The 24,040-nt window shown below is 43.7% G+C and carries 15 protein-coding genes and 1 other RNA gene; 13 read left to right on the top strand and 3 right to left on the bottom strand.

Going from position 1 to position 24,040, the window contains the following annotated elements:
* Positions 1-166: 166 nt before the first annotated feature.
* Together EO126_RS06775 and EO126_RS06770 are read left to right on the top strand one after the other, a co-directional pair.
* Positions 167-3,829: a PD-(D/E)XK nuclease family protein gene (locus EO126_RS06775; protein ID WP_164726712.1), complete on the top strand. Its 3,663-nt coding sequence runs from the start codon at positions 167-169 to the stop codon at positions 3,827-3,829.
* A complete protein-coding gene (locus tag EO126_RS06770; protein WP_164726711.1) occupies positions 3,789-7,820 on the top strand; it encodes a UvrD-helicase domain-containing protein in 4,032 nt (1,343 codons plus the stop codon). The genes EO126_RS06775 and EO126_RS06770 overlap by 41 nt, the downstream gene beginning before the upstream one ends.
* Before the next feature lie 229 nt (positions 7,821-8,049).
* Here EO126_RS06770 and EO126_RS06765 read toward each other — a convergent pair whose 3' ends face one another.
* Together EO126_RS06765 and EO126_RS06760 are read right to left on the bottom strand one after the other, a co-directional pair.
* Entirely contained in the window at positions 8,050-8,838 is a 789-nt protein-coding gene (locus EO126_RS06765) for a basic amino acid ABC transporter substrate-binding protein (RefSeq protein ID WP_006555895.1), read from the bottom strand.
* Between the two features lie 452 nt (positions 8,839-9,290).
* The gene (locus EO126_RS06760; protein WP_006555896.1) at positions 9,291-10,709 is read right to left on the bottom strand and encodes an alanine/glycine:cation symporter family protein; all 1,419 of its coding nucleotides are present in this window, start codon (positions 10,707-10,709) and stop codon (positions 9,291-9,293) included.
* Between the two features lie 227 nt (positions 10,710-10,936).
* Here EO126_RS06760 and ffs point away from each other — a divergent pair.
* The 11 genes from ffs to EO126_RS06705 all read left to right on the top strand — a co-directional run bounded on the left by ffs (position 10,937) and on the right by EO126_RS06705 (position 22,162).
* Positions 10,937-11,036, top strand: an RNA gene (ffs, locus tag EO126_RS06755) — signal recognition particle sRNA small type.
* 55 nt (positions 11,037-11,091) lie between these two features.
* Entirely contained in the window at positions 11,092-13,494 is a 2,403-nt protein-coding gene (dnaX, locus tag EO126_RS06750; protein WP_006555897.1) for a DNA polymerase III subunit gamma/tau, read from the top strand.
* 98 nt (positions 13,495-13,592) lie between these two features.
* Complete coding sequence (locus EO126_RS06745) at positions 13,593-13,928, top strand: YbaB/EbfC family nucleoid-associated protein (protein WP_006555898.1); 336 nt, start codon at positions 13,593-13,595, stop codon at positions 13,926-13,928.
* A 1-nt stretch (position 13,929) separates the two neighbouring features.
* Positions 13,930-14,520, top strand: coding sequence for a recombination mediator RecR (recR, locus tag EO126_RS06740; RefSeq protein WP_006555899.1), 591 nt, complete (start codon positions 13,930-13,932; stop codon positions 14,518-14,520).
* Between the two features lie 9 nt (positions 14,521-14,529).
* Positions 14,530-14,763 (top strand): hypothetical protein, encoded by a 234-nt coding sequence (locus tag EO126_RS06735; protein ID WP_006555900.1) that lies wholly within the window; start codon positions 14,530-14,532, stop codon positions 14,761-14,763.
* An 18-nt stretch (positions 14,764-14,781) separates the two neighbouring features.
* On the top strand, positions 14,782-17,352 hold the full coding sequence (locus tag EO126_RS06730; protein ID WP_006555901.1) for a 3'-5' exonuclease: 2,571 nt from the start codon (positions 14,782-14,784) through the stop codon (positions 17,350-17,352).
* Positions 17,353-17,362: 10 nt separating this feature from the next.
* Positions 17,363-18,316, top strand: coding sequence for an RluA family pseudouridine synthase (locus EO126_RS06725; protein WP_127008115.1), 954 nt, complete (start codon positions 17,363-17,365; stop codon positions 18,314-18,316).
* Positions 18,317-18,540: 224 nt separating this feature from the next.
* Complete coding sequence (locus EO126_RS06720; RefSeq protein ID WP_127008113.1) at positions 18,541-19,074, top strand: NAD(P)H-dependent oxidoreductase; 534 nt, start codon at positions 18,541-18,543, stop codon at positions 19,072-19,074.
* A gap of 273 nt (positions 19,075-19,347) precedes the next feature.
* On the top strand, positions 19,348-20,385 hold the full coding sequence (locus tag EO126_RS06715) for a lactonase family protein (protein ID WP_006555904.1): 1,038 nt from the start codon (positions 19,348-19,350) through the stop codon (positions 20,383-20,385).
* Positions 20,386-20,554: 169 nt separating this feature from the next.
* Positions 20,555-21,280, top strand: a complete 726-nt coding sequence (locus tag EO126_RS06710; protein WP_127008111.1) for a transposase — start codon at positions 20,555-20,557, stop codon at positions 21,278-21,280.
* Between the two features lie 24 nt (positions 21,281-21,304).
* Positions 21,305-22,162 carry a transposase gene (locus EO126_RS06705; protein ID WP_225723642.1) on the top strand — a complete coding sequence of 286 codons (858 nt, stop codon included), beginning with the start codon at positions 21,305-21,307 and terminating at the stop codon, positions 22,160-22,162.
* A 190-nt stretch (positions 22,163-22,352) separates the two neighbouring features.
* Here the strand turns inward: EO126_RS06705 and EO126_RS06700 are convergent, their stop codons facing one another.
* The gene (locus tag EO126_RS06700) at positions 22,353-23,687 is read right to left on the bottom strand and encodes an MFS transporter (protein WP_006555908.1); all 1,335 of its coding nucleotides are present in this window, start codon (positions 23,685-23,687) and stop codon (positions 22,353-22,355) included.
* Positions 23,688-24,040 lie beyond the last annotated feature (353 nt).

Raw genomic sequence — 24,040 nt, 5'->3', positions numbered from 1 at the left:
GGCTCGTTGATTTTTGGTTGTCATCCTTTGGTCGATTCTATGATATATTTATATACAAGAGTATAGAGTTATATTTATAGGTAAGAGTATAATTATAGCAATGGATAATCTAGATGAAATATATCTTCACTTATTGAGGGATAGTCAGGTAGGAAGGAGTGGGAGTATGGCACTTTCGGTCTATGTAGGACGGGCCGGAACAGGCAAAACACACGCTTGCTTTGAATATATTAAGCAGGTCATCGAAAACAATCCGGGCGAGCCTATTTTATATATCGTACCGGAGCCGGCCACCTATACGATTGAACGCAGTTTGGCGGAGTTTATGCCGAACGGCGGTTTTACCACGGTTCGTGTCGTCGGTTTTAATCGGTTGGTGTACCAGGTTTTCCAATCGGTAGGTATGGTCCGTGAAACCGGTTTATCGGACATCGGTCAAAAATTATTGCTTCGTTTAATTATGAAACGGGAGCAGGGCAAGCTTGAATTATTGGGGCAGTCTGCCAAGCAACCTCATTTTGCCGATGTATTGCAGGGCCTTTTGAGCGAGTGTAATTCATTCCGTGTCAGCGCCGACGATTTGAAAGTGGGTGCCGATAAGGTCGGTTCTATGGTATTACAGCGTAAGCTTCAAGAGCTGGCGCACATTATGGAATCTTATGAAAATCTCGTCTCAACGACAGGGATTAATACGAGCAATCGCATCGAAGAGCTCATTGATGTGTTGCCAAAAAGCCCGTTACTTCATAAGGCACACGTCATTGTGGACGGCTTTCATTGGTTTACGCCGCTCCAAATGGAGCTCTTATATACCTTGTTTGATTTGGCCAAGGACAGCATTTTAACCATTACCTTACAGCCGGAACTGGCTAATTTACAGGTACCGCCGCAAAAATTGCGCTTGTTTGGTCGTCCGCATTCCGTGTTTGCGGATGTGTCTGAACGCTATGGCTCTAATCTTACGGTGCGAACGTTTGATGCTAATCAGCGCTTCAAGGATCCTTTATTGGAAAGTTTAGCAAATCGATATTTTAATTCGCCGATTAAACAAAATAGTGTTAAAACGACCTTGCCGGTGACAGTGGCCTATAACCGGGCTCGTGAAGCTGATGCGGTGTGTCGCCAAATTTTAGAGGCTATGGAGAAACCGAACCGTCGTTGGCGTGATATTACGATTATGCTCCGTGAGTCGGAAACGTATGGCGATATTTTGGAAAAAACATTGAAACGTTATGAGATTCCGTTTTTCTCGGATCGACGTCGTCCGATGGTGAGTCATCCTTTAGGCGAATTCCTGTTGGGCCTTTTGGCAGTAGTACGCCGGAATTTTGACCATGATGCCATATTCCGTTTGTTAAAAACCGATTTCTGGCCGTTAAGCCGGTCTACGGTGGATGAACTGGAAAACTATTGTCTCGAGTTCGGTATTCGTGACTTTATGTGGCTCAAAGACAGCTGGCCGTATGAACGAAAAAATCGTTTTGACAGTAGCGATGATGACGATACGTATGATGAAAAAATAGCCGATGAAATCGAAGCGGTTGCCGATGTGAACGCAACCGATATGTCCAATGTAGATGTTGCCTTGACCGAGGGATTAGCAACAGGCACGAAGAATACTGATGCGGTTAAAGACGCTGCCACCACTGTACTTGCACCCGATAATATCATCCCGGCGGAACTCATGGAAGCGCACACGGAAACAGCTCGCAGATTGCGCGTCAATGCGGCTCATGATTTCATTATGGGGCACTTGCGTGCTTTTTGGGAATTTGCCAAGGAAGAACATACCGGATATGAATGGTGTGAACAGCTATTCAACTTAATGACGAAGGTGGGTGTACCGGCTCGTTTGGCACAGTGGGCAGCTGATGCGGAAACAGTGGGTGATGCAGAAAATGCGGCAGCTCACGAACAGATGTATAAACGCGTCATAGCCTTGTTTGATGAGATTATGACTTTAAAATTGCCGGATACTATGACAACGGCCGAAATAAGCTTGCTTTTGGAAGAGGGCTTGTCGGAAGTATCTTATTCATTAGTGCCGCCGAGTCTCGATCATGTTATGGTAACGACGGTGGAACGCGGCTACACTCATGAAAGCGATATCGTCTTTTTAATGGGTCTTAATGACGGTGTATTCCCACAGCATATGGGGGACGAAGGGTTATTAAAAGATACGGAGCGCGAGGTTTTGAAAAAAGCCGGCATTACCTTGGCAGAAGGCGCCTTGGTGCGTGCCTTCAACGAAAACTTTTTGCTTTATTTGGCCTGTACCCGAGGACGTGAAGAACTTCATGTGTCCTATGCGAGTTCCGATGAAGAAGGGGCTGCTATGGAAAGTGCCTTGGCTATCAGACGTTGGCAACAGCTGGGCTATATGGCAGGAACTAAGAGCGCACCGCTCACGATTCCGGACGGACAGGAACCGGCCTATATTTGGCGACCTTTGCAAAGTCTGTCTTTACTGGCCGGTCAGATGGGGACGGTGGCACAAGACGGTGATTTGGCTCCGATTTGGCGCAGTATTTACGATTGGAGCCTTGAGGGTCAATACCGTGATGCTTTGCGCGTAGCAACGCGTGGTGTTGCGGACAATAATGATGTGCCGGTCGTGTCAAAGGAAGTTGTGCAGGCTTTATTGTTTAATAAGGATGCGTTAACCGGTTCCGTGACTCGTTTAGAAAAATATCAGCAGTGTCCGTTCGCTTTTTACGCCCGTTACGGTTTAAAACTGGAAGAACGACCGGTTAAACAATTCGGCGCACCGGAAATTGGTATATTCCTCCATGAAAGTTTGCGTGCTTTGGGGATGCAGCTGTTAAAAGGACAACGGCAGTGGCGTGATATAAATCCTGATGAAGAAGCGGCGCTTTGCGAAGCGGTAGTGGCTGATATCAGTAAGGAATTGCAGCTTGGCGAAGAAGGCGATGTGTATGAGACCGTATTGCGGGATCGCCTTGAAAAAACGCTTAAACGCACAGTAAATCGTCTCAGTGATTGGTCACAGAAGAGTCAATTTGATACGCGTTATTTGGAAAAAAGTTTCGGCGGTTATGGCGGCAGCGACCAATGGCCGGCTGTTCAAATTTCGCTGGGCAATGAATCATACATTCAGCTTATCGGCCAGCTTGACCGCGTCGATGAGTGGCAAGGCGAAGACGGCAAAACTTATGGCCTCGTGGTAGATTATAAGTCGGGTCATGCCGAGGTAACAGCCGCTGATGTGTATTATGGACTCAAATTGCAGCTTGTAACTTATTTGTTAGCCTTGGAACGAGCTCAACGGAGTGACAAAATTGAACCGGCCGCTTTGGTTTATACGTATGTTAAAAATCCGCGCATCAGTAAGAGCGATATGTTGACGGAAGACATGGCGGCAGACTTGGTGAAGAATGATACGGGTCTTAAAAATGACGGTTATTTTACAGATAATGTAGAACTTTTGACAAAACTGGATGAAACGGTTGCGTCGGGTAAATCCACGCCGTATGTACCGATTCGTATTACCGGCAAGGGGCTGATTCATGGTCAAGATAAAAAGAAAACTAAGTCGGACAATGAATTTAAAGTTCTTACTAATTATGCGGAAAAGGTCATGAGTAAGGCCGGCAAGCACATTTTGGCCGGTCACTTTCCGATAAGTCCGTTTAATTTAAATAAATATATTCCGTGCTCGTATTGTCAGTATCAGGCTCTATGCCGTTTTGAAAATACTCGCAATAATTATCGTTATATAGAAAGAATGAAAGAGGAAGATGTGTTAGCTAAAATGGCGAAAGGAGACGATGTATATGAAGTGGACAGACGCCCAACAAGCGGCGATTGATGCGCCCAAGCCGGGTTCACGATCTTCGCAAACCTTGCTCGTGGCGGCGGCTGCCGGCTCCGGTAAAACCGCCGTTTTGGTAGAACGAATTATTCAACGGTTGAAATCAAAAGACAATCCTCTATCTATCCAAGAGCTCATGGTTGTAACCTTTACTAAAGCGGCTGCAGCCGAAATGAGTGCCCGTATCGGCGCCAAATTGGCGGAGGAGTTTAATCAGACCGGTGATTCGTATTTGGAAGAACAACTTAGTTTGTTACCGTCGGCTCACATATCAACGCTCCACTCCTTTTGCCAATGGGTCATCAGCAGCTATTTTTATCGCCTTGATATCGATCCGTCCTATCGCATCGGCAATGAAGGGGAATTGCTGCTTCTGAAAACCGAAGTGTTGGAGAAGTTACTTATTAAGGCCTATGAGGCGAACAGTTACCATATTTTTGAGATTGCCGATATGTTCGGGAACGAGCGGTCTGATCAAGGAATTATGAATCAGATTTTAGATTTGTATCAGTTCGCCGTGGCACAGTCCGATCCTACCGCATGGCTTTTGGAGGCTAAACAGCGCTATGAAGAGGCTCTCACAAAATCTCTGGCCGAAACAATTTGGGGCGAATATTTTATGGCGGAGCAGCAAACGTTAATCGAGGATATAGACAATCGTTTAGTTCGCTTTACGGGTATTTTGAATAGTCCGGGCGGGCCTACAAAAGGTGCGGAATTTGTTGATGAATTGCAGTATATTATGGCTGCTTTGAGTGATGCCAAAACTTGGGATGACATGGTTGCCGCGGTTGCTTTAATCGGGAATCATGAGTTTAAGCGACTTAATATGAATCCGGCCAAAAAAGATGCGGACCTCGTTGATGACGGATTATTGTCACAGGCGAAAGGGTTAATAAAGGGGGTTCGTGAGTCATTAAAGGACATGCTAAAGGGCTCCTTCGTAATTACCGAAGCCCAGTTCAAGGAACAAATTAAACAGAGTTTGCCGTATGTGACGGGGCTTGTTGATTTAACTTTAGCTTTTATGGAAGCGTTTAAGGCGGCCAAGCAAGAATTGGGGATGCTGGATTTTTCAGATTTGGAACATTTATGTCTGGCCCTCTTACGAGAAAAAAAGGAAGACGGCAAATGGTATCCGTCAGAAGTAGCGTTGGAGTTGCAAGGTACATTCAAAGAAGTCATGGTCGATGAGTATCAGGATACCAACGGTGTACAGGAAGAAATCGTCAATTTGGTGTCGCGTAAGGATAATCGCTTCTATGTAGGCGATGTGAAGCAAAGTATCTATCGTTTCCGTATGGCCAATCCATTCCTTTTTATGAAAAAATACCATGATTTCGAGCAAAATGTGGAGGCGGAAGAACGACGGATTGACTTATCTCAGAATTTCCGCTCTGATGCAAATATTTTGGAATTTACCAACTTTCTCTTCCGCCAAGTTATGACAGAAGAAGCAGCTGAACTTAATTACGGTGATGCGGAAGCTTTGAATCCGGGGCGAGTAACCGATGATGCTCCGGATAATTGGGTGGGCGGTCCGGTAGAGCTTCATATTTTGGATGTGGGCACTGAAAAAACGTCTACGTTTAGCGGTGGCGGTGCCGGAGATGCAGCGACCGGCGAGGCATCGTCTGCCGGTGACTCGAAGCCTGCTGCTTCCGGTTATACTTCAAGCAATGAGGCAAATGATGACGATGACGCGGATTTAGAAAATGATGAAAAAGAAACGGCCTTCATCATTGAAAAGATAAAAGAGTTAAAAAATTCCGACAAGGTCGTACAGAATCCGGACGGCTCGTTTCGGCCTTTGGAGTGGCGCGACATAGTAATTTTGTTGCGTTCGCCAAGGGTGCGGGCCGGTCGTATGGTAGAAGCCATGAGACAAGTGAGTATTCCGGCATATGCGGAAGAAAACACGGGCTATTTCAGTGCTATTGAAGTAAAACTTTTACTTTCGCTATTGCAAGTTATCGACAACCCGGAACAGGATTTGCCGATGGCAGTGGTACTCAATTCGCCGTTTGTCGGCCTTGATGCCAATGAATTGGGGCACCTTCGCATGAGCGGTGACGGCTCGTTGTGGTCACTTTTGGCTGCTTATGGTGATGATACACAAAATGAGGCGGTTCAAGCTTTTGTCACTCGTTTTGAAAAATGGCGAACTTATTCACGCCATCACAGTGTGAGCGATTTGTTGTGGACCATATACGAAGATATGAACTATTTGGAATACGTCAGTGCCATGCCGAATGGTCTCGTACGTCGCGCCAATGTAATGGCTCTTTATGAACGGGCGAAGCAGTACGAAGCAGGGAGCTTCCGCGGTATTTTCAGATTCTTACGCTTTTTGGAAAGCTTGCAGGCTGCCGATCAAGATCTCGGTATCGGTAAAACCGTGAGTGAGGCGGATAATGTGGTGCGTATCATGAGTATTCATAAGAGTAAAGGGCTTGAATTCCCAATCGTATTTTTAAGTGCCGTACAAAAAGGCTTTAATATGCAGGATATGAGAAAGGCTATGCAACTCCACGGTGAGAGCGGTATAGGTCTCAAAGGCTATTATGAAGACTATCGGGTGCTGTATGGTTCCTTACCATGGCGCTTTGTGTGTGATAAGAATTTGCTGGCTCTTAAGGCTGAGGAAGAACGTGTTTTATATGTAGCACTTACCAGGGCTCGTGATAAGCTGTTTATTACCGGTTTTGAAAAAAATATTCCCGGCTTATGCGCTAAAATGGCGGCATCGGCACTCTTAACAGATACACAGACGTTGAGCAAAAGTTTAATTACTAAGGCAAATTCATATTTGGATTGGTTTATTATGGGGCTCAGTCGTCATTTGGACGGCGGTAATCTTATAAGACAGTACAGCGGAGTAGAAGATGTGGCGTCCATGGATTTGAAAGACAAGAGTTGCCGTGTAACGGTAACAATTCACGATGGCAGCCAATATACGACTTTACAAAAAAGCACTACTAAGAAATCGGCTATTTTGGAGGCTGTTGAGAAATTAAATCCTGTTTCGGCAGAGCCGCTTGATGCTGATTTGGTTGCACGTTTTGATTTCCGCTATCTGTATATGGGAGCCGTCGGGCGTGCCGCTAAAATTTCCGTCAGTGAATTGAAGCGTCGTTTTGCCGAACAGGAAGAAGAGGCTGCCATCCTTGTGAATCCGGTTGAAAACCCAATGACTGTAGCACAAGCTGAAGCTACCGTAAACACAGCAACAGCTGAAGCTACAGTAAATACAGTAACGGCTGAAGCTACCGTAAACACAGCAACAGCGGCGGCTACTTCAACTTTAGCATCAAATAACACTTCAACTTCAGCTTTAAATCCAGCTTTAACTTCAGCTTCAACTGCAGTGGACTTGGGCCCGTTTGGTATTAAACCGCAGGCGTTGGAGGCTGCTGAAGAAGTAAGCACCGGTGCTCGTTGGGGGACTTTAATGCATGAGGCTATGCAGTGGTTGCCGTTGGAAACGTATACGCAAGAAAGTTTAAGTGCTAAGTTGGATCAACTGACTTTGTCGGGCTATTTTACGCAGGATGAACGTCATGTTTTGAACGATAAAGCTTTATATCGCTTCTTTAATTCGGATTTAGGCAAGCGGTTGCTGAAAGCAAACGAGTCGCCGTCGAGTGCCGGCAGTGCCGGTGGAGACAGTGGGAACCAATCACAAGTAGCTCGTGAATGGCCATTCAGTATGCTCATTGAAGGGCATGATGTGTATCCGGAAGTGGAACCGGGTGAAAAACTCTTCCTTCAGGGGATTGTGGATACGGCGTTTTTAGAAGATGACCAATGGGTATTGGTGGACTATAAGACGGACCGCGTTAAATCCGGTGAAGAATTAGTTCGTCGCTATGCCGTACAGCTACGCATTTATAGCGAAGCACTGGAGCGTTTGACGGGTAAAAAAGTTAAAGAACGCTATATTTATTCGTTCCGCTTGAATGATGCGGTACCTGTACCGGTAGAGTGATAGAAACTTGTGAGCACCTATGAGTACATGTGAATGCCTGCGAATATCAATGCTTTATGACTAGAATGTTTGAAGCAACTAATCATATAGTTAGCAGTACCTAATCAAATATTGAAAAAGAAAAGAAGTTATCCCCTCAGCTTTTGCTCAAGGGATAACTCCTTTTTAGGTAACATTGTTTAATTTTTAATTTTCGTCATTCACGGTGAATGATTACATAAGCGTCAGCTTATTTTTTAGCAGGACCAAACCATTTTTCGTAAATTTTGTCGTAAGTACCGTCAGCTTTCAAATCAGCTAAAGCTTTATCAGCTTGTTCTTTCAACTGTTTGTCGTCTTTACGGAATGCCCATACGAATGGTTCCGGATCTACAGGTTCGCCGATAATCTTGGTATCAGCATCAGCACCCTGTTTCAAGTAGTAAAGAGCAACTGCGTTGTCCAATACGCTGGCATCAGCAGTGCCGGCTTTCAATTCATTGAATAACTGGGAGTTGCTGTCAACGGATTTAACCTGTGCGTTAGGAATTTTTTCAGCTACGTCTAAGGCCACGCTGCCGATTTGAACAACGATACGTTTGCCGGCTAAATCGTTCATGCTTGTAGCAGTGTCATCTTTTTTAACAATCGCTACGAAACCGCCTTTTTCAAAGTAAGGATTACTGAAAAGAACAGCTTTTTCACGTTCAGGAGTTGCACTGAGACCGGATGCAATCATATCGATATCTTTACTCTGCAAAGCAGGAATCAAAGCATCGAAGCCCATGCTCTTGAACTGCATTTTGTAACCCATTTTCTTGGCAACAGCATCAGCAAGGTCAATATCGAAACCTACATATTTGTCGCCTTCGGTGAATTCAAATGGAGGGAACGTGGTTTCGGCCCCTACTTTAAGAACTTTTTCTTGATTGTCGCCGCCGGTGCTGCCGCAACCTGCAATTAAACCGGCTGTCAACAAAGCCGCTGTTAAAGTGAGCACAACTTTTTTGCTCGCAAATTTTTTAAGTGAACTAAACATAATTACTTCCCCCTACGTTAAAACTTCAAGGACTCTTAAAAACTCAAAATCAATTATATGCATATTATAGACCTTTTATGTATAAATATCAACAATAAAATTATAAATATTCGAGGTCGACGTTGGGCAAGTAAAATTAAGTACTCTATGTATGTGTGTTGAAAAAGGAATAAGCCCCTGTCTCCTCCCGGCGAGTCAAGCTCGAAAGGTCGTTCAACAGGGGCTTATTCCTTTTTCTGCGTGCATGACTCCAGAGCACATAAGTTTTACTTGCCCTTTCCGTTGCGCCTTGAATATTAGGAGGGGAGAGAGGAGATAGGGCCATCATGCTTTCTGTAACACGCACGTGGCAGTTAATGTCTTGATTTTATATGTCCTAATGCTACACGCATAGAGACAATAGGACTTCTTTTCTTTTTTTATAAATGTATCTCAGAGCATGCATACCTTTACTAATCTTTATGCTGTGCGTCTTTATGCCACCATACAATCCCTTCTTGTGTAGGCAATACGCTTCTGTCAAATGTAGGTTCTACAATGCCGGCTTTTTTCTGTTTGAAATAGTCGAGCATAGCAGCTTTACATTGTTTCCACAAGAGAAGAATAGCCGTTAAGTTTGTAAGTACCATGAAGGCCATGAATAAGTCAGCCAAGTTCCATACGAGGTTAAGGGACGCGATGGAACCGAAGTAAACCATGATAACTACAAATACGCGGAAGATGTTTAAGTAAATAGGGTTTTTAGTTAAATGAGCGATGTTGATTTCGCCATAGTAGTAGTTGCCTACGATGGAAGAGAAGGCAAACATGAAAATAAAGATAGCCATTACAGGGGCAGCCCAGCTACCAAGTTGCATTGCAAGGTCATGCTGAATGAGGGCGATACCGGTGAGGCCGGTGGTTGTATAGTTACCGGAGATCAATACGATGAACGCGGATGCGGAACATACGAGGAAGGTATCTACGAATACGCCGAAGGCCTGGATGAGACCTTGTTTAACCGGATGGCTTACATCAGCGGTAGCGGCAGCGTTCGGGACGGAACCTTCACCGGCTTCGTTGGAGAACAAGCCACGTTTGATACCGTTCATGATAGCAGCACCGAAGAAACCGCCGGCAGCGGCGTCAAAGGTAAAGGCTTTTGTGAAAATTGTATAAATTACACCCGGTAATTCCGTAATGTTAACCAATACGACATAAATGGAGGTTAAGATGTATAAACCGGCCATAATCGGTACGAGCCATTCGCTCAAACGAGCAACACGAGCGATACCGCCGAAGATAACAAGGGCCGTCAAAATAGCAACGCCGATAGCTGTTACCTGAGGATCAAGGTTTACGATAAGTAAAGCATTAGCTAACGTGTTGGCCTGTACGGAGTTGTAAATCAAACCGTAGGTTACACTGATGAGCACGGCAAAGAGGAATGCGAATGCCGGGTTTTTCAAACCTCGTTTGATGTAGTAAGCCGGACCACCGTGGAAACCGCCTTTACTGGAAGGTACTTTGTAAATCTGAGACAAGGTACTTTCTACAAAACCGGTTGCGGCGCCCAATAAGGCGATGAACCACATCCAGAAGATTGCACCCGGACCGCCGAGTACAACGGCGATGGCAATACCGGCAATGTTGCCCACACCAACGCGGGAGGCGGAGCTTACGCAGAATGCTTGGAATGAGGAAATGCGGTTGCCTTCCGTTTTTTTACCAACATCTTCGCCTAAAAGACGAATCATTTCCTTGAGTTCGCGTACCTGGATAAATCCGGTGCTGAAGGTGAACCAGAAGCCGGCTAAAATTAAATAAATGATAATAATGTAGTCCCAGAGAAAGCCGGTTATAGTTCCGATGAAAGAGTTAAAAGCGTCCATAATGAAATTCCTTTCCTGCTTTTTGAAAAAAATAATACATCTCTATAGAATATATCTAGGAATATTATACTATATTCCAAGTGTGTCGTATACATTTCTTAGGAACTTTATACAAAATGTATATTGTATTCTGTATAAATTGATTGGTCGGGGGCGACTTGTTTTTTTGCCTTTAGTAGTATATAATAATATAGCTAGCCGTAATGCAGGACTGGATTATGGCAGTCTTGTGGGGCTCGTGCAATGGAAGCCTGTGAATCGTGTCAGGATCGAGAGATAGCAGCACTAAGCGGTTACTTTCATGTGCCACGAGGGAACCTATAAGGCTGTCATAATCGAGTGTTGTGACGGCTTTTTTGTTTATAAGAAAGGAGGGAATCCTATGAGTTATGTAGCGTTGTATCGGAAGTGGCGCCCGCAGACCTTTACGGACGTGGTGGGGCAAAAGCAAGTCAGTGAAACGTTAATGCGTGCCATTCGTGAAGATAAAGTAGCGCATGCGTATTTGTTCTCCGGACCGCGTGGGACGGGGAAAACGAGTGTAGCTAAAATTTTTGCCAGAGCCATTAACTGTGAAAAAGGCCCGACCGATCATCCTTGTAACGAATGTACCTCTTGTAAACAAATTTTGAACGGCCAATCCATGGACGTTTTGGAAATAGATGCGGCGTCGAACCGCGGTATTGATGAAATTCGTTCTTTGCGGGAAAGTGTTAAATTTTTACCCGTTGAAGGTCGTAAAAAAATCTTTATTATTGACGAAGCACACATGTTGACGAACGAAGCGTGGAATGCGCTTTTGAAGACGATTGAAGAACCGCCGCCTCATATTATGTTTATTTTTGCCACTACGGAAGTGGACAAACTGCCGGTTACGATTTTATCGCGTTGCCAGCGTTATACGTTTAGACGTATTACGGCGGAAGATATTGCTGAACATTTGTTGCATGTGGCTACGGAAAGTAATATTCAGCTTGCACCGGATGCGGCACAGCTCATTGCGATTCATGCGGATGGCGGTTTGCGTGATGCCCTCAGTATTCTGGATCAATGCTCCGGTATGACAAAGGATATGATTACGGCGAAGACCGTGGAAACTATGATCGGGCTCGTAGGCAAAGAATGGATCATGGAATTCCTCGATTATTTGCGCCGTGGTGATGGGGCTGCTGTTTTGGTAGCGTCTAAACAGGCACTTAGTGAAGGGCGTGACAGTAAACAAATCATTGAGGCCTTGATTCAACATGTGAGAGCCTTGTTGATTGAAAAAGTTATGCCGACTGCGGAAGAATTGGCGTTATATGCACCGTTTAAGGACGCATTTGCGGCTCAGGCTGAGTTCTTGTCGGTGGATGAACTCAATTATTTTGTCAAAGAATTACAACAGATTTTGAATGATGCTAAACGTGTAGACAATCCGCGCATCGTTATTGAGATGGGCTTATTGGGAATTTGTGCCCGAGCACAGGTCAGCGAAGAAGATGTTTTACAGCGATTGGCAGCTGTAGAACATCGTTTGGATGAAACGGATAATCAAGTGAGTGCAAGGTTGGCTCAATTGGAATCAGAGCCCAGAGTCATGGCCGGTTCGGGTGGTATGAATCAAGGAATGCCGGCTTATCAAGGTGCGGCACCTCAAGGCAGTATGCCGCCGGGAGCTGATATGTCGGGATCAACGATGCCCGGGGGTATGGTGCCGAATGCAGGCGTACCGGGAACGGTACCGCCGGGGATGACACCCCATGTGGGAATGGCACCGCCAGCAATCGTAGCTGCGCCGGCTCCGACGCGGAGTAAGGCACCCGATAAGCGTAAAGCACCGGCTAAAAGTCATAATGGCGGTTCGAGTCGCGTAAGTAATAAAGAACCACGGATTCGGTCTGTTATGGGGGATACATCACTAATTTTAGGCCAGCATATCGAAAATCCTAGGAACTATGATAAAATAAAGAAGGATACGTTACGTTATGCCGCCAGCCGTTCTTGGAATTATACGAGTAACTTCTTTAACCAAGCTTTTTTAATATATATAGATGAAGTACGAGCCGTATTCGTATTCAGCAATCCGCTTCTGGTTGATATGTGCAGTACGGAAGATCGTTTTTATGAATTGGAACAGAGTTTGTATCAAGCTTTAGGACGATATGTAATGGTACAAATATTGTGCCAGAGTGATAGTGCAGCTATGGACTATCGAAATGCGGCTAAGGCTATACTTACCGGTCAGTCGGCGGGAAGTTCTAACGCTCCGGCAGCTAATACACGACCGGCACAACAAGCACAGCAACGCTCTAATTCGGTGACACAACATAATGTGCCACAGGGACCGTCGCAACCAAGTTCATCTCAACCGATGGCACCACAAAGTACAGCACCACAAGCGGTGGATGACTTTGGTGCCGGCACAGTTGACGATTTTGGCGCTTCTAATGCTGTATCGCCAAGTGCACCACCGGTTGATGATTTCGGCGGGTCAGGTAGTGCTGTGGCAGGCAACGTGGCAAGTATGCCGGCTATTGATGATTTCGGTGCAGCAGATTTTGACGTACCGCCACCACCTGAAGAAGAATTCGGTGATGGTGAAATTGAACCGTCAACGCAAAAAAAAACTGCAATTCCCGGTGATTTAAGCAAATTTACTAAATGGGATGAAAGTAAAGCTACGCCGGAAGAGCGTGCCAATTCCATTTTAATGGGTGCGCTTATTAATGCGGCGGCTGAAGGCAATGATATTTACGTGGAAGTTATTGATGACGATGAGCCTCATAAGGATGCTAAAAAATAGAGTCGATGAGTATCATACTGTTATTCAAGAATAGATTTGGTGAATTATATTTATATGGTATTTAAATAAAGAGTGTTTTTACTAAAGGAGGAACAATAATGTTCGGTAAAGGTATGCCAAATATGGGCAATATGCAAGGTATGATGAAAAAAGTACAGAAGATGCAGGCAGATATGCAGAAAATGCAGGAAGAATTGAAAACTAAAACAGTTGACGCTTCTGTAGGTGGCGGTGCTGTAACCATCGTAATGAACGGTGAAAAAATCGTTCAATCCGTTAAAATCGATCCTTCCGTAGTAGATACTGACGATATGGAAATGTTGGAAGATTTAGTATTATCCGCCGTGAATGCAGCCGGTCAAAAAGTAGATGACATGATGGCACAGGAAATGAGCAAAGTAACGGGCGGCATGAAATTACCGGGTATGTTCTAAGATGGCCAATCCGTTAGAACGCTTAGTGGAGGAATTGCGCCGTTTGCCCGGCATCGGTGCAAAATTGGCCCGGCGTTTGGCCTATCATTTGGTTGAATTGCCGGCTGATGAAGTGGCCACCTTGATTGATACGATTGAACAGGCCAAAGCGGCCACCAAACGCTGCTCCGTTTGTTTTAATTTGTCCGCACAGGATCCTTGTGAGTTTTGTGCCAATGAAATGCGCGACCATAGTACCATTTGTGTGGTAGAGACCTCTCGTGATGTGGTAGCGATTGAACGAAGCGGCGATTATAAAGGTGTATATCATGTGCTGGAAGGTGCTTTGTCGCCGTTGGAAGGCATTGGTGTGGAAGATATCCGCATTAAGGAATTATTGAATCGTTTACGCGATGAAACGGTAAAGGAAGTCATTTTGGCTACCGATCCGGATCCGGAAGGGGAAGCAACAGCCCTTTATTTGGCGCGTTTATTAAAACCAATCGGTATTAAGGTGACTCGCATTGCACGCGGTGTACCGGTTGGCGGAGATATTGAATATGCCGATGAATTGACTATCGGCGGGGCGGTTATGAATCGCCGGGAAATGTGAGGCTTTTGAATGGATTTAGTAGTAACTGCCGCTGTGGCAGTCGTTGTTATTTATATGATTTTTAAAGTAGCATTTTATACAATTAAGAGAGTTGCTATTCACTTGATTTTAGGCTATGCAGCTTATTATATCAGTGTGAACTTTTTGCATATTCCTGTGGATATGACCGTACTCATGTGGTTTTTAACCGCCGTTTTGGGGCCGATTCCGGTAATCGTAGTGGCTCTGATGCACGGCATGTAATAAAAGGAGGCAGTCAGTATGGCTCAGTTAAATGAAGCTCAGCAACGTGTGGTGAATACGTTGACGAACAACATACTGTTACTAGCCTCGGCAGGTACGGGAAAAACAAATACGCTGGCTTACCGTGTGGCACATATTATTCAAAGTGGCGCAGCCAAGGGTGAGGAGATCCTTTGCATGACATTTACCAATAAGGCCTGTCGTGAAATGAAGGATCGTATTCTGTCTATGGCAGGGCCGGCAGCCAAAGCTGTGGAGGTAAGCACCTTTCACAGCTTTTGTTATAAAATCCTGCAGGAGGAAAGTAAGCGCAATGACAGTCTGTATTTTGACATGACGATTTATGACGAAGTGGACTGTCAGGAACTTTTGTCCCCTTTGGTGCCACCGAATATGCGTGAGGCGGTGTTTATGAACTTGGTGGCACATGTGAAGGAATATCGTTCATTGTGGGGCTATTACAGCGATGATAATGCGGCTGATTATGAAAAAACCATCGATCGTTTATTCATAGAACAGCGCCTTACGATGGAACGTTTTTTTGAAAAACTCAATATGTCCGACTTGGCCGATTTTCGTGCCAAGGGTTATGAGTCATTGGTTGAGTATGATCAAGCTTTGGCCGGAGTTCACGGTGTGGATTTTACCGATTTGATTACGTTGGTGCACCGGCTGTTTCAGGATGAGACCATACGGGAGCGTTGGCGCAGTCGCTATCGTTATATCAACGTGGATGAAATGCAGGATACCAGCGATTTGGAAGGTACTGTTATGAAATGTCTGTGGCAAGACAATCATGTTCTTCTTTGCGGCGATTATTTTCAGACAATTTATGAATGGCGCGGCTCCAATCCAGAACGTCTTTTGGCGGAATATAAGACGGAATTTTCACCGGATGTAATCGTTTTTTATGAAAACTATCGTGCTAATCGGTATTTGTTTGATGCGTCGTTTGGCGTGTTAGAGCATATGTTTCCGCGCTTAATCGGTCAGTTCTATAAGGAACGGCCATTTGCTGCCAGCAAGACTAAGGGCGAGCCTATTGTGGTCCATAAATCTCCGACGGAATGGAAAGAGGGGGCCTATATTTTTGATACCATTCAAACGGTACCGAAAGATAAGAAAATCGGCGTGTTGGTTCGCAACAATAATCAGGCACGGTATTTAAGCAGTCTTTTTGCAAGATGCAATGAACATTTGCCGGCGGAAGAACAGCGTCAATTTATGATTATTGATGAGTTTAAATTTTTCCGACGTCAAGAGATTAAAGATGTAATGGCTTATTTCAAATTGCTTCTTAACCCTCATGACACGGTGAGTGCGAAACGCCTGATTAAACGTTATGTTAAGGGCATCGGTGAGGCGCGCATACGGCAGATTGAAAGTGAAAATGTGCGGACCATGGGGCTTCGTTTAACGGACTTTGTGGATATGCAGATTTTTGAGCGCGAGCCTTATGACGGACTGTTGCAAGGCCTGGTAGCCGGTAATATTGTCGTATATGACGTGGAAAGTACGGGTACAGACACAACACGTGATGAAATTATTCAAATTGCGGCGTGCAAGCTTAATCCGGACGGTTCGGAAGGCGAAATCTTTGAGCGATATATTCGGCCGTCAAAATCAGTGGGCGACTCGGCGTCTGTACACGGTTTTACCGATGAAAAATTGGCTGAAATCGGTGAAGAGGCGGCTGCTGTATTGGCTGAATTTAAAGAGTTTTCAAAGGGTGCTGTTATCGTAGGGCATAATGTAAATTACGATATCAGTATTTTTACCAATGAATTGGCCCGTCATAATCTGGGGAGACCCGAATTCGCCGGCGTTTACGATACGCTCGATATTTATCGCCGTTTTTATCCGCGCCTGCCTAATCACAAGTTGGGATTCTTGAGTGACTACTTCCCGATTGATCATAAACCGACGCATAATGCAATGGATGATATTCGAGCAACGGCATTGCTTTTAATCTATGCGATTGACAAAAATATCAGACCTACAGCGGATCAGCGCCGCGCCTTGATTAGTAATTTTAAAGACGCTTTTGCTACGATGGCTTCGCAAATGGCAACACTCAGACGTAAGATTCTGACGGATAAGCCGTCGGCTTTGTTGGCGTATATCATGAAAGATATGGGCGTACTTCAATACTATCAAGAACGTAAAGAGCCTGAGCGTGTCGAATATATTCGCGACTTGTATCGCCTTATGGTCGATTTGGAAGGACAGGCTACCGATTTAACCGGCAGAGCTTGTTTGCAGCAAATCTTGGAACAAGCGGCTTTGACGGCCGGTGAACCGGATCAACGACTTAAGAATAATGACCGTATTCCGATTATTACTGTCCATCAGGCAAAGGGCAGCGAATTTGATTATGTATTTCTGGCCGGGTTACGGGACGGTCTCTTTCCAAGCTTCCTGTCACTCAAAGAAGGTAAATTATCGGAAGAACAGCGGCTTTTCTATGTGGCGATTACACGGGCAAAAGAGCGACTCTTTATTTCCTACTCGACTACCGATAGTCGCGGTCGTGACGTAAAGCCCAGTGAGTTTTTAAAATATTTGCCTGCTGATGTTATCAGAGAATAAGGAGGTGCCTATGTCACGAAAAACATATCGCCCTGATGATGTATGTTTTTTATTGCGTCCCGAAGATGTAGCGGCCGGAATTGAAACGGTCGGTGCATGGCTCGATGAAAAGCATATGGCTCGTTCAGTCATGAAAAAATTGTTTCAAGAAAAATTGGTATTGCTGAACGGTAAAAAAACTAATCCGAAGGAAACTGTGGCGCTCAATGATGAATTGCGTTTGCAGATGCCGAAGGAAAAATTGGATTATGACCCGGTGCCGATGGAGCTTGTTATTCTCTACGAAGATGAGGAATTGCTTATCTTGGATAAGCCGGTAGGCATTACAGTGAACTCACGGGGACAAGTATCATTGGCTAACGGCGTGGCTCAATATTTCTTGGACAATGGAATTAAACGCAAAGTGCGCTTTTTGAATCGTCTTGACCGTGATACGTCGGGCTGTATTGTAATTGCCAAAAGTGCCTTGGCACAGAGTTTTTATCAACAACAAATTGAAGATCAACGCTTTGAAAAGTGGTATTCTACCGTTGTTCAAGGTGTTTTGACAGATACTAATATTGTGGAGTTACCAATGGCCCGTGGGGATGACGGCATTCATTATGAAGTGCGCGAAGACGGCAAACCGACGCGTACCGTTTATAACGGCACCGGCGTGTTTGAAGAAGTCGAAGGTGATGAGATTGGTGATGTTAAGTCCACCTCTTATCGCGAAGTGAGTGCCGATGAATTGGCAACCATGAGTGAAGCGGAACAGGCTGAATTGGTATCGACCGTAGATATTAGACTTTATACGGGGAAAACCCATCAGATTCGCGTAGCCATGGCCCATTTGGGTCATCCGCTGGTGGGTGATGCGTTGTATAGCAATGAACGTTCGGGGCGGACTTATGAGTTACGGGCACGTCGAGTAGTTTTTACCTCGTTGCGCACCGGTGAAATCGTGACGGTTAGTGCTGATTAAAGGGTTGGCGTAATCATTACAATCAGAGCAAACAGTGGCAGTGCGGATTAATTCGGTTAGAAAAACAACAGTTTTATTTTGTGAAATTAAATTTTGTAAAATATTTAATTTTAGTATGGCATATCAAAATTTTTTGATGTATAATAGATATAGAAAATTCAATATAGTTACATTGTATATTCTTAAATTAATATATTATTACATAAGAAAATAGGAGGTATCCTATGAAAACCGTTGTTTTATTATTCCACCCAAATTTTGAAGCGTCCCGCATTAATAAAGCCTTTGAACAGGCTATTGCCGATGATGTTAACGTTCGTCATATGTATGAATTGTATCCGAATAACCAAGTAGATGTTATGATGGAACAGACTACTTTGACGGAAGCAGATCGTATCGTATTGCAGTTCCCAATGTATTGGTATAACTCGCCATCTTTGTTAAAAGAATGGCAGGATAAAGTGCTTACTTATGGTTGGGCTTACGGCAGCACCGGTAAAGCTTTACATGGCAAAGAATTGTTGTTGGCTGTGTCCACCGGCGCACCTAACTATACTCATGAAGCTGGTATGTATACTGCTACCGAATTGCTTCGTCCGTTCCAAGCTATGGCTGAATTCTGCGGCATGACCTACTTAACTCCGTTTGTAGTAAAAGGTACGCTCACTATGAGTGATGAAGATGTTGCTAAACATGCTAAAGAATATGCTGAATATTTGAAACAGGAAAGCATTCCTGCTTTGGGCAAATTTGACTGATTAGAAGATCAGGACTTTTAGGGTCAAAGAGTCTATAGGCTGAAATGGTCTATAGCTGACAATTAAATAAAAATAAGCCTCTGGGTATTTTCGATGGTGAAAATGCTCGGAGGCTTTTTGTTTTGAAAAGATGATTCTTTAAAGTTTAATAGTAAAAAAGTGTAAAATTAACGAGTTTTTGCTATCAGTAGCAAAAACTGGTGGGGTAGGTGAAAGAATATTTATGGTGTAAAATAAAAGTATTAACTATAGGTATTTCTAGGAGGAAGAAGTATGTTTGCATATGTAGGCTGTCGTACAACAGAGCACCGTAATGCGCGCGGTAAGGGAATTTCAGCATATGAAGTTACGGAGCAAGGATGGAAATTGCTGGGGATTACGCCTATTTTAGAAAATCCGTCATACTTGGCTTTTGATAAAAACAAAGATTATTTATATACAGTTCACGGTGATTATGAAGAAGTAAGTGCTTTTAAAGTAGAGCACGACGGGTCGCTTACATTTTTAAATACGGTGAGTTGTGAAGGCAAAAATCCGGTATATATTGAGATATCACCGGATAATCGGTTCTTATACGTAGCGACGTTGCAAGGTGGTACGATAACAACGATTTCGCGATTATCTGACGGAAGTTTGGGGCAGGCTACTTCGGTTGCTCGAATTAAAGGTCTTACTGATGATGCTGTATCTTTGGCTCATCAATGCGTATTGGATAGAACCGGTCAATGGCTACTGGTGCCAACGCAAGGCCGACATGTAGGTTATGAACGGATCTATGTATTTAAGGTTAATGCTGCAACGGGTGGGCTTTCAGAGCATTTTCACATTGATGCCAGAACTTATGCTGAACCGCGTCATTTGACGATAAGTAAGGATAATCGCCGTGTGTATGTGGTGAATGAAAAAGGGAATTCCGTTACATACTATGATTTTGATGATAAAGCAGGTAAGTTGGCGGCTTTACAAATAGTGCCGTCATTGCCGGAAACATATACAGGCCAAGGTCAAGCCAGTGCCGTTTTGCTTAGTCCAAATGAAGAGTTTTTGTATGAAACGACTCGTATTCATGAGAGTGTGGCCATATATCGGGTGAATAAAGAAACAGGATTTTTAACTAATATAGGATTTACGTTCGTTTTGGGTAAAACACCTCGGTTTTTTACATTTATGCCAAATGGGAAGCAGTTGCTAATTGCCAACGAAGATTCGGATACATTGCAGCTTTTTGATATTGATGCGGATTATGGTCAGGTGACGTTTGCCGGTGTAACAGTAGAAACCGGTAGTCCGACCAGTGTTGTTTTTAAATAGAAGATAAGTAGTAGATTTCAATTTTAAAGTGGAAGGGGCTGTAACGAAATACACCCCTAAAAACAAGAATGCGGTTTGAAGATACGAAAGTGTCTTCAAGCCGCATTCTTGCTATATTTGTATAAGAAAAAAGGCCCCGAAGGGCCTTCTTTGTTGGTATAATTAATTTATGAAGAAAAACCATATCCAACAAGGCAATTATACTAAACTTTCTGGCTTTCGCCAAGTAGTTTTATCTTTGGATTATGGCTTTCAGATCGGACCAAAAGAACCGGTGAGATTACTGGATGCTGTATTGGAGGAACTGGACTATACAAGGTTGCAGCATTTATATTCTTCAAAAGGAAGAAAATCTTTAGTACCTCCCCATCTTTTGTTTAAAGTCTATGTATTAGCTATGACCGAAGGCATTGTATCTGTTCAAAAAATTGCTGATCAATGCACCAAAAATATCCATTATATGTGGCTCTTACAAGGCCATCCGGCCCCATCTCATATGGTATTCCATCGCTTTTTCAAACGGTTAACCGTTGATGTACTTAGAGAGTTACTCTCTCAATTCATTAATATTTTGAGCCAAATTGACAGTTTAGATTTTTCGGAAGTATTCATCGATGGCACTAAATGGGAGGCCTACGCCAATAAATATACGTTTGTCTGGAAGAAAACAATTCTTAAGAATTATGCTAAATTACCGGATAAATTACTGTCTATTCAAAGTGAAGTACAGCAGCTTTTAAGCATAGATGTTTCAGATATGACCGAGGATGAAATATTGGTTTTGCTGGAGCAATCTATACTCGAAAAACAAGTTGAGTTTGTACGCGGTAGCGGTAAGCGAAAACATCCATTACAAAGAGCCTTGGAATCTTGTTTGGCATTACGTGACAAATGAAAAGAATATGATGGAAAACTAGCTATTCTAGGATCTCGTAACAGTTATTCTAAAACCGATCATGATGCTACGTTTATGAGATTAAAAGAAGATCACATGTTAAACGGTCAATTGAAGCCGGCATACAATGTTCAACTAGCTGTTCATAGTGAATATATTATGGGAGTTGGCGTATTTCCGAATCCTACAGATACAAATACCTTAATCCCATTTATGCAACAATTGGAAGGACAATACAAGCAACATTTCCAATATGTGGTAGCTGATGCCGGTTATGACAGCAATGAAAATCTGGCATGGTTATGGACACATAATTACAAAACTTATATTAAGCCCAGTGCGTATGAAGTGAGTAAAACAAAAAAGTATAAGACGGATATTGGTCGAGTAGATAATATGCTATATGATGAGGCAACCGATACCTTTACCTGTGCCAAAGGTCGTACATTACGATTTCAATACATACGCAGAAACAAAAGTAAGACCGGTTTCATTAAGCAAAACCGAGTATACCGGTGTGAAAACTGCAATTATTGTGGCTTACGTAAGGAATGTCAAAAACTTAAGTTCGGAACACTTCCTAAGGGGAATAAGGCGATATATATTGCTACTGATTACCGTGAATTATTAGCCAAAAACAAGGCTGTATTTGAAAGTGACTATGGTCTACAATTGCGAGTAAACCGCTCTATCCAAGTGGAAGGTGCATTTGGCATAACAAAAGAAGATTTTGAGTACACTAGGTTCAGACATCGCGGTAAAGATAACGTAGAAAAAGATTTGCTATTGCTAGCTTTTGGATACAATCTCTTGAAACTGCATAACCGAATACAGAAAAAGAGATTAGGTCAACGATTATTCGAAACTAATTCTGTTGCGTAATTAAAACTAAAAGGCCACAGGCTTATTTAAGTGCGCTAAAAAAACAAAAAACAAGGATATTTTCAGAACTATTGATTCCGAAAGTATCCTTGTTTTAATTGAAAAGGGAGCTGTAACTGAAATGTGAGTAAAAAAACTCAATTTCGTTACAGCCCCTTTTTTGAAGTACAAATTTAAAAGGTATAGGAGATTAACACTTCATGCCGGAACCCTTGCGGGCATAGAACCAATAGGTGATGACTATGGTCACGGCGATGAAGGCTAAAATTATATAGAACGCAGGCATTACCGTCTGATACGTAGTGTAGGACCAACCAAAAATCTTAGGTATAAAGAAGGCCCCGTATGCGCCCATAGCGGCGGTAAACCCGGTTACTAACGAAGATTGCATGCCGTCGGTAAAAATGTACGGAATCATGCGGAAAGAGGCACCCGTTTCAAAACCTGTCATGAAGAACAGGAAGAGGAACGCTGCGAAGAAAATAATGAAGCTGTGGGTAGTTATACCGAACATGATAAATATGGCGGCTATGAACATGCCGATGAGGGACAGCATGGTGATCTTGGTGCCGCTGTTAATTTTATCGGATAACCAACCGCCTACCGGACGAATACCGGCACCGATGAACGGTCCCAAGAATGCGCCGTAAGCGAACGGAATTTCAGGGAATTCCTTATTTACTAACAGGCTCAAAGCAACGGAGAAACCGATGAACGAACCGAAGCCGCAGGTATAAATCCAGGTCATGAGCCAGGTGTGTTTATTGGTGAAAATACTCATCATGGAAGCCGGGCTTTGTTTTGGCAACGGCAAGTTATCCATGTACTTTGCGATGAGTCCTAAGGTGATGAGAATTTGAATAATGCCTACATAACAAGTGTTTTGCAAAAAGATGATAGTGCCATCATTTAATGTTTGCGGCGTACCTACTAGCGGGGCGAAGATGGTCATACCCATTACAATCGGAGCCATGAGGAAGATAATGGAAACGCCGAGGTTACCGATACCGGCGTTAATACCTAAGGCCGTGCCACGTTTGGAACGTGGGAAAAAGTGACCGATGTTAGCCATGGACGAAGAGAAGTTGGCGCCCGCAATACCGAGTAAGAGTACATAGACGAAGAAGGTTTCGTACGATGTAGTCGGATCCTGTAAAGCCTGCGCGAGCCCCCATAGAGGAATTAAGAGAAGCGCCGTAGCGATGAAGGTCCAGTTGCGGCCCCCTAAGATGCCCGGCATATAGGTATATAGGAGTCGCCCCGTAGCACCTACGAGCCCCGGCATGGCGGCCAAAGTGAAAAGCTGCTCATCGGTGAAGTGAAAGCCGATGGCGTTAAGCTTTACGGCAATTGTTGACCATAATGTCCATACACAGAACGAAATGGTCAAGGCGATAGTAGATACGATTAAATTTTGATTTGCGATTTTTTTACCATATTGATTCCAAAACTGTTCATTTTCCGGATTCCATTGAGCCAATATTTCGCGGCGGCTCAGTTTTGGGCTTGCGGTTGTTGCTGACATGCGTACACTCCTTTGTTACAGTAATGCAGAAAGCAGCCGGTATCCTAACTTGTGATATAGAATGCGGCTATTATCAACATGACGATGTTGGCTTTATACCGAGGTGTATCAAGTCGATTTATTTCGGAATACAGCCGTGGGGTATAAAGTGTGTCTAATTGGAGTATAGGAAAAATATTCAATTTTGTATGTGATAAATATCACTGAAAAGTAAGATTCTGTGAAAAAGAATGTTTTTTGCTGAGTGGAAATCAAATTTGATTGAGTCTATGGAGTATGGAATTCAAAATGAAATTGTGCATTTTGTAGAATCCGTTAAAAAAGGCTGTCATGAGGCACTAAATATATAACGT

The organism is Veillonella seminalis, assembly GCF_003992065.1.
Classification (GTDB): Bacteria; Bacillota; Negativicutes; order Veillonellales; family Veillonellaceae; genus Veillonella_A; species Veillonella_A seminalis.
The sequence above is the reverse complement of the archived record's forward strand: the minus strand, read 5'-3'. Positions and strand labels throughout refer to the sequence as shown.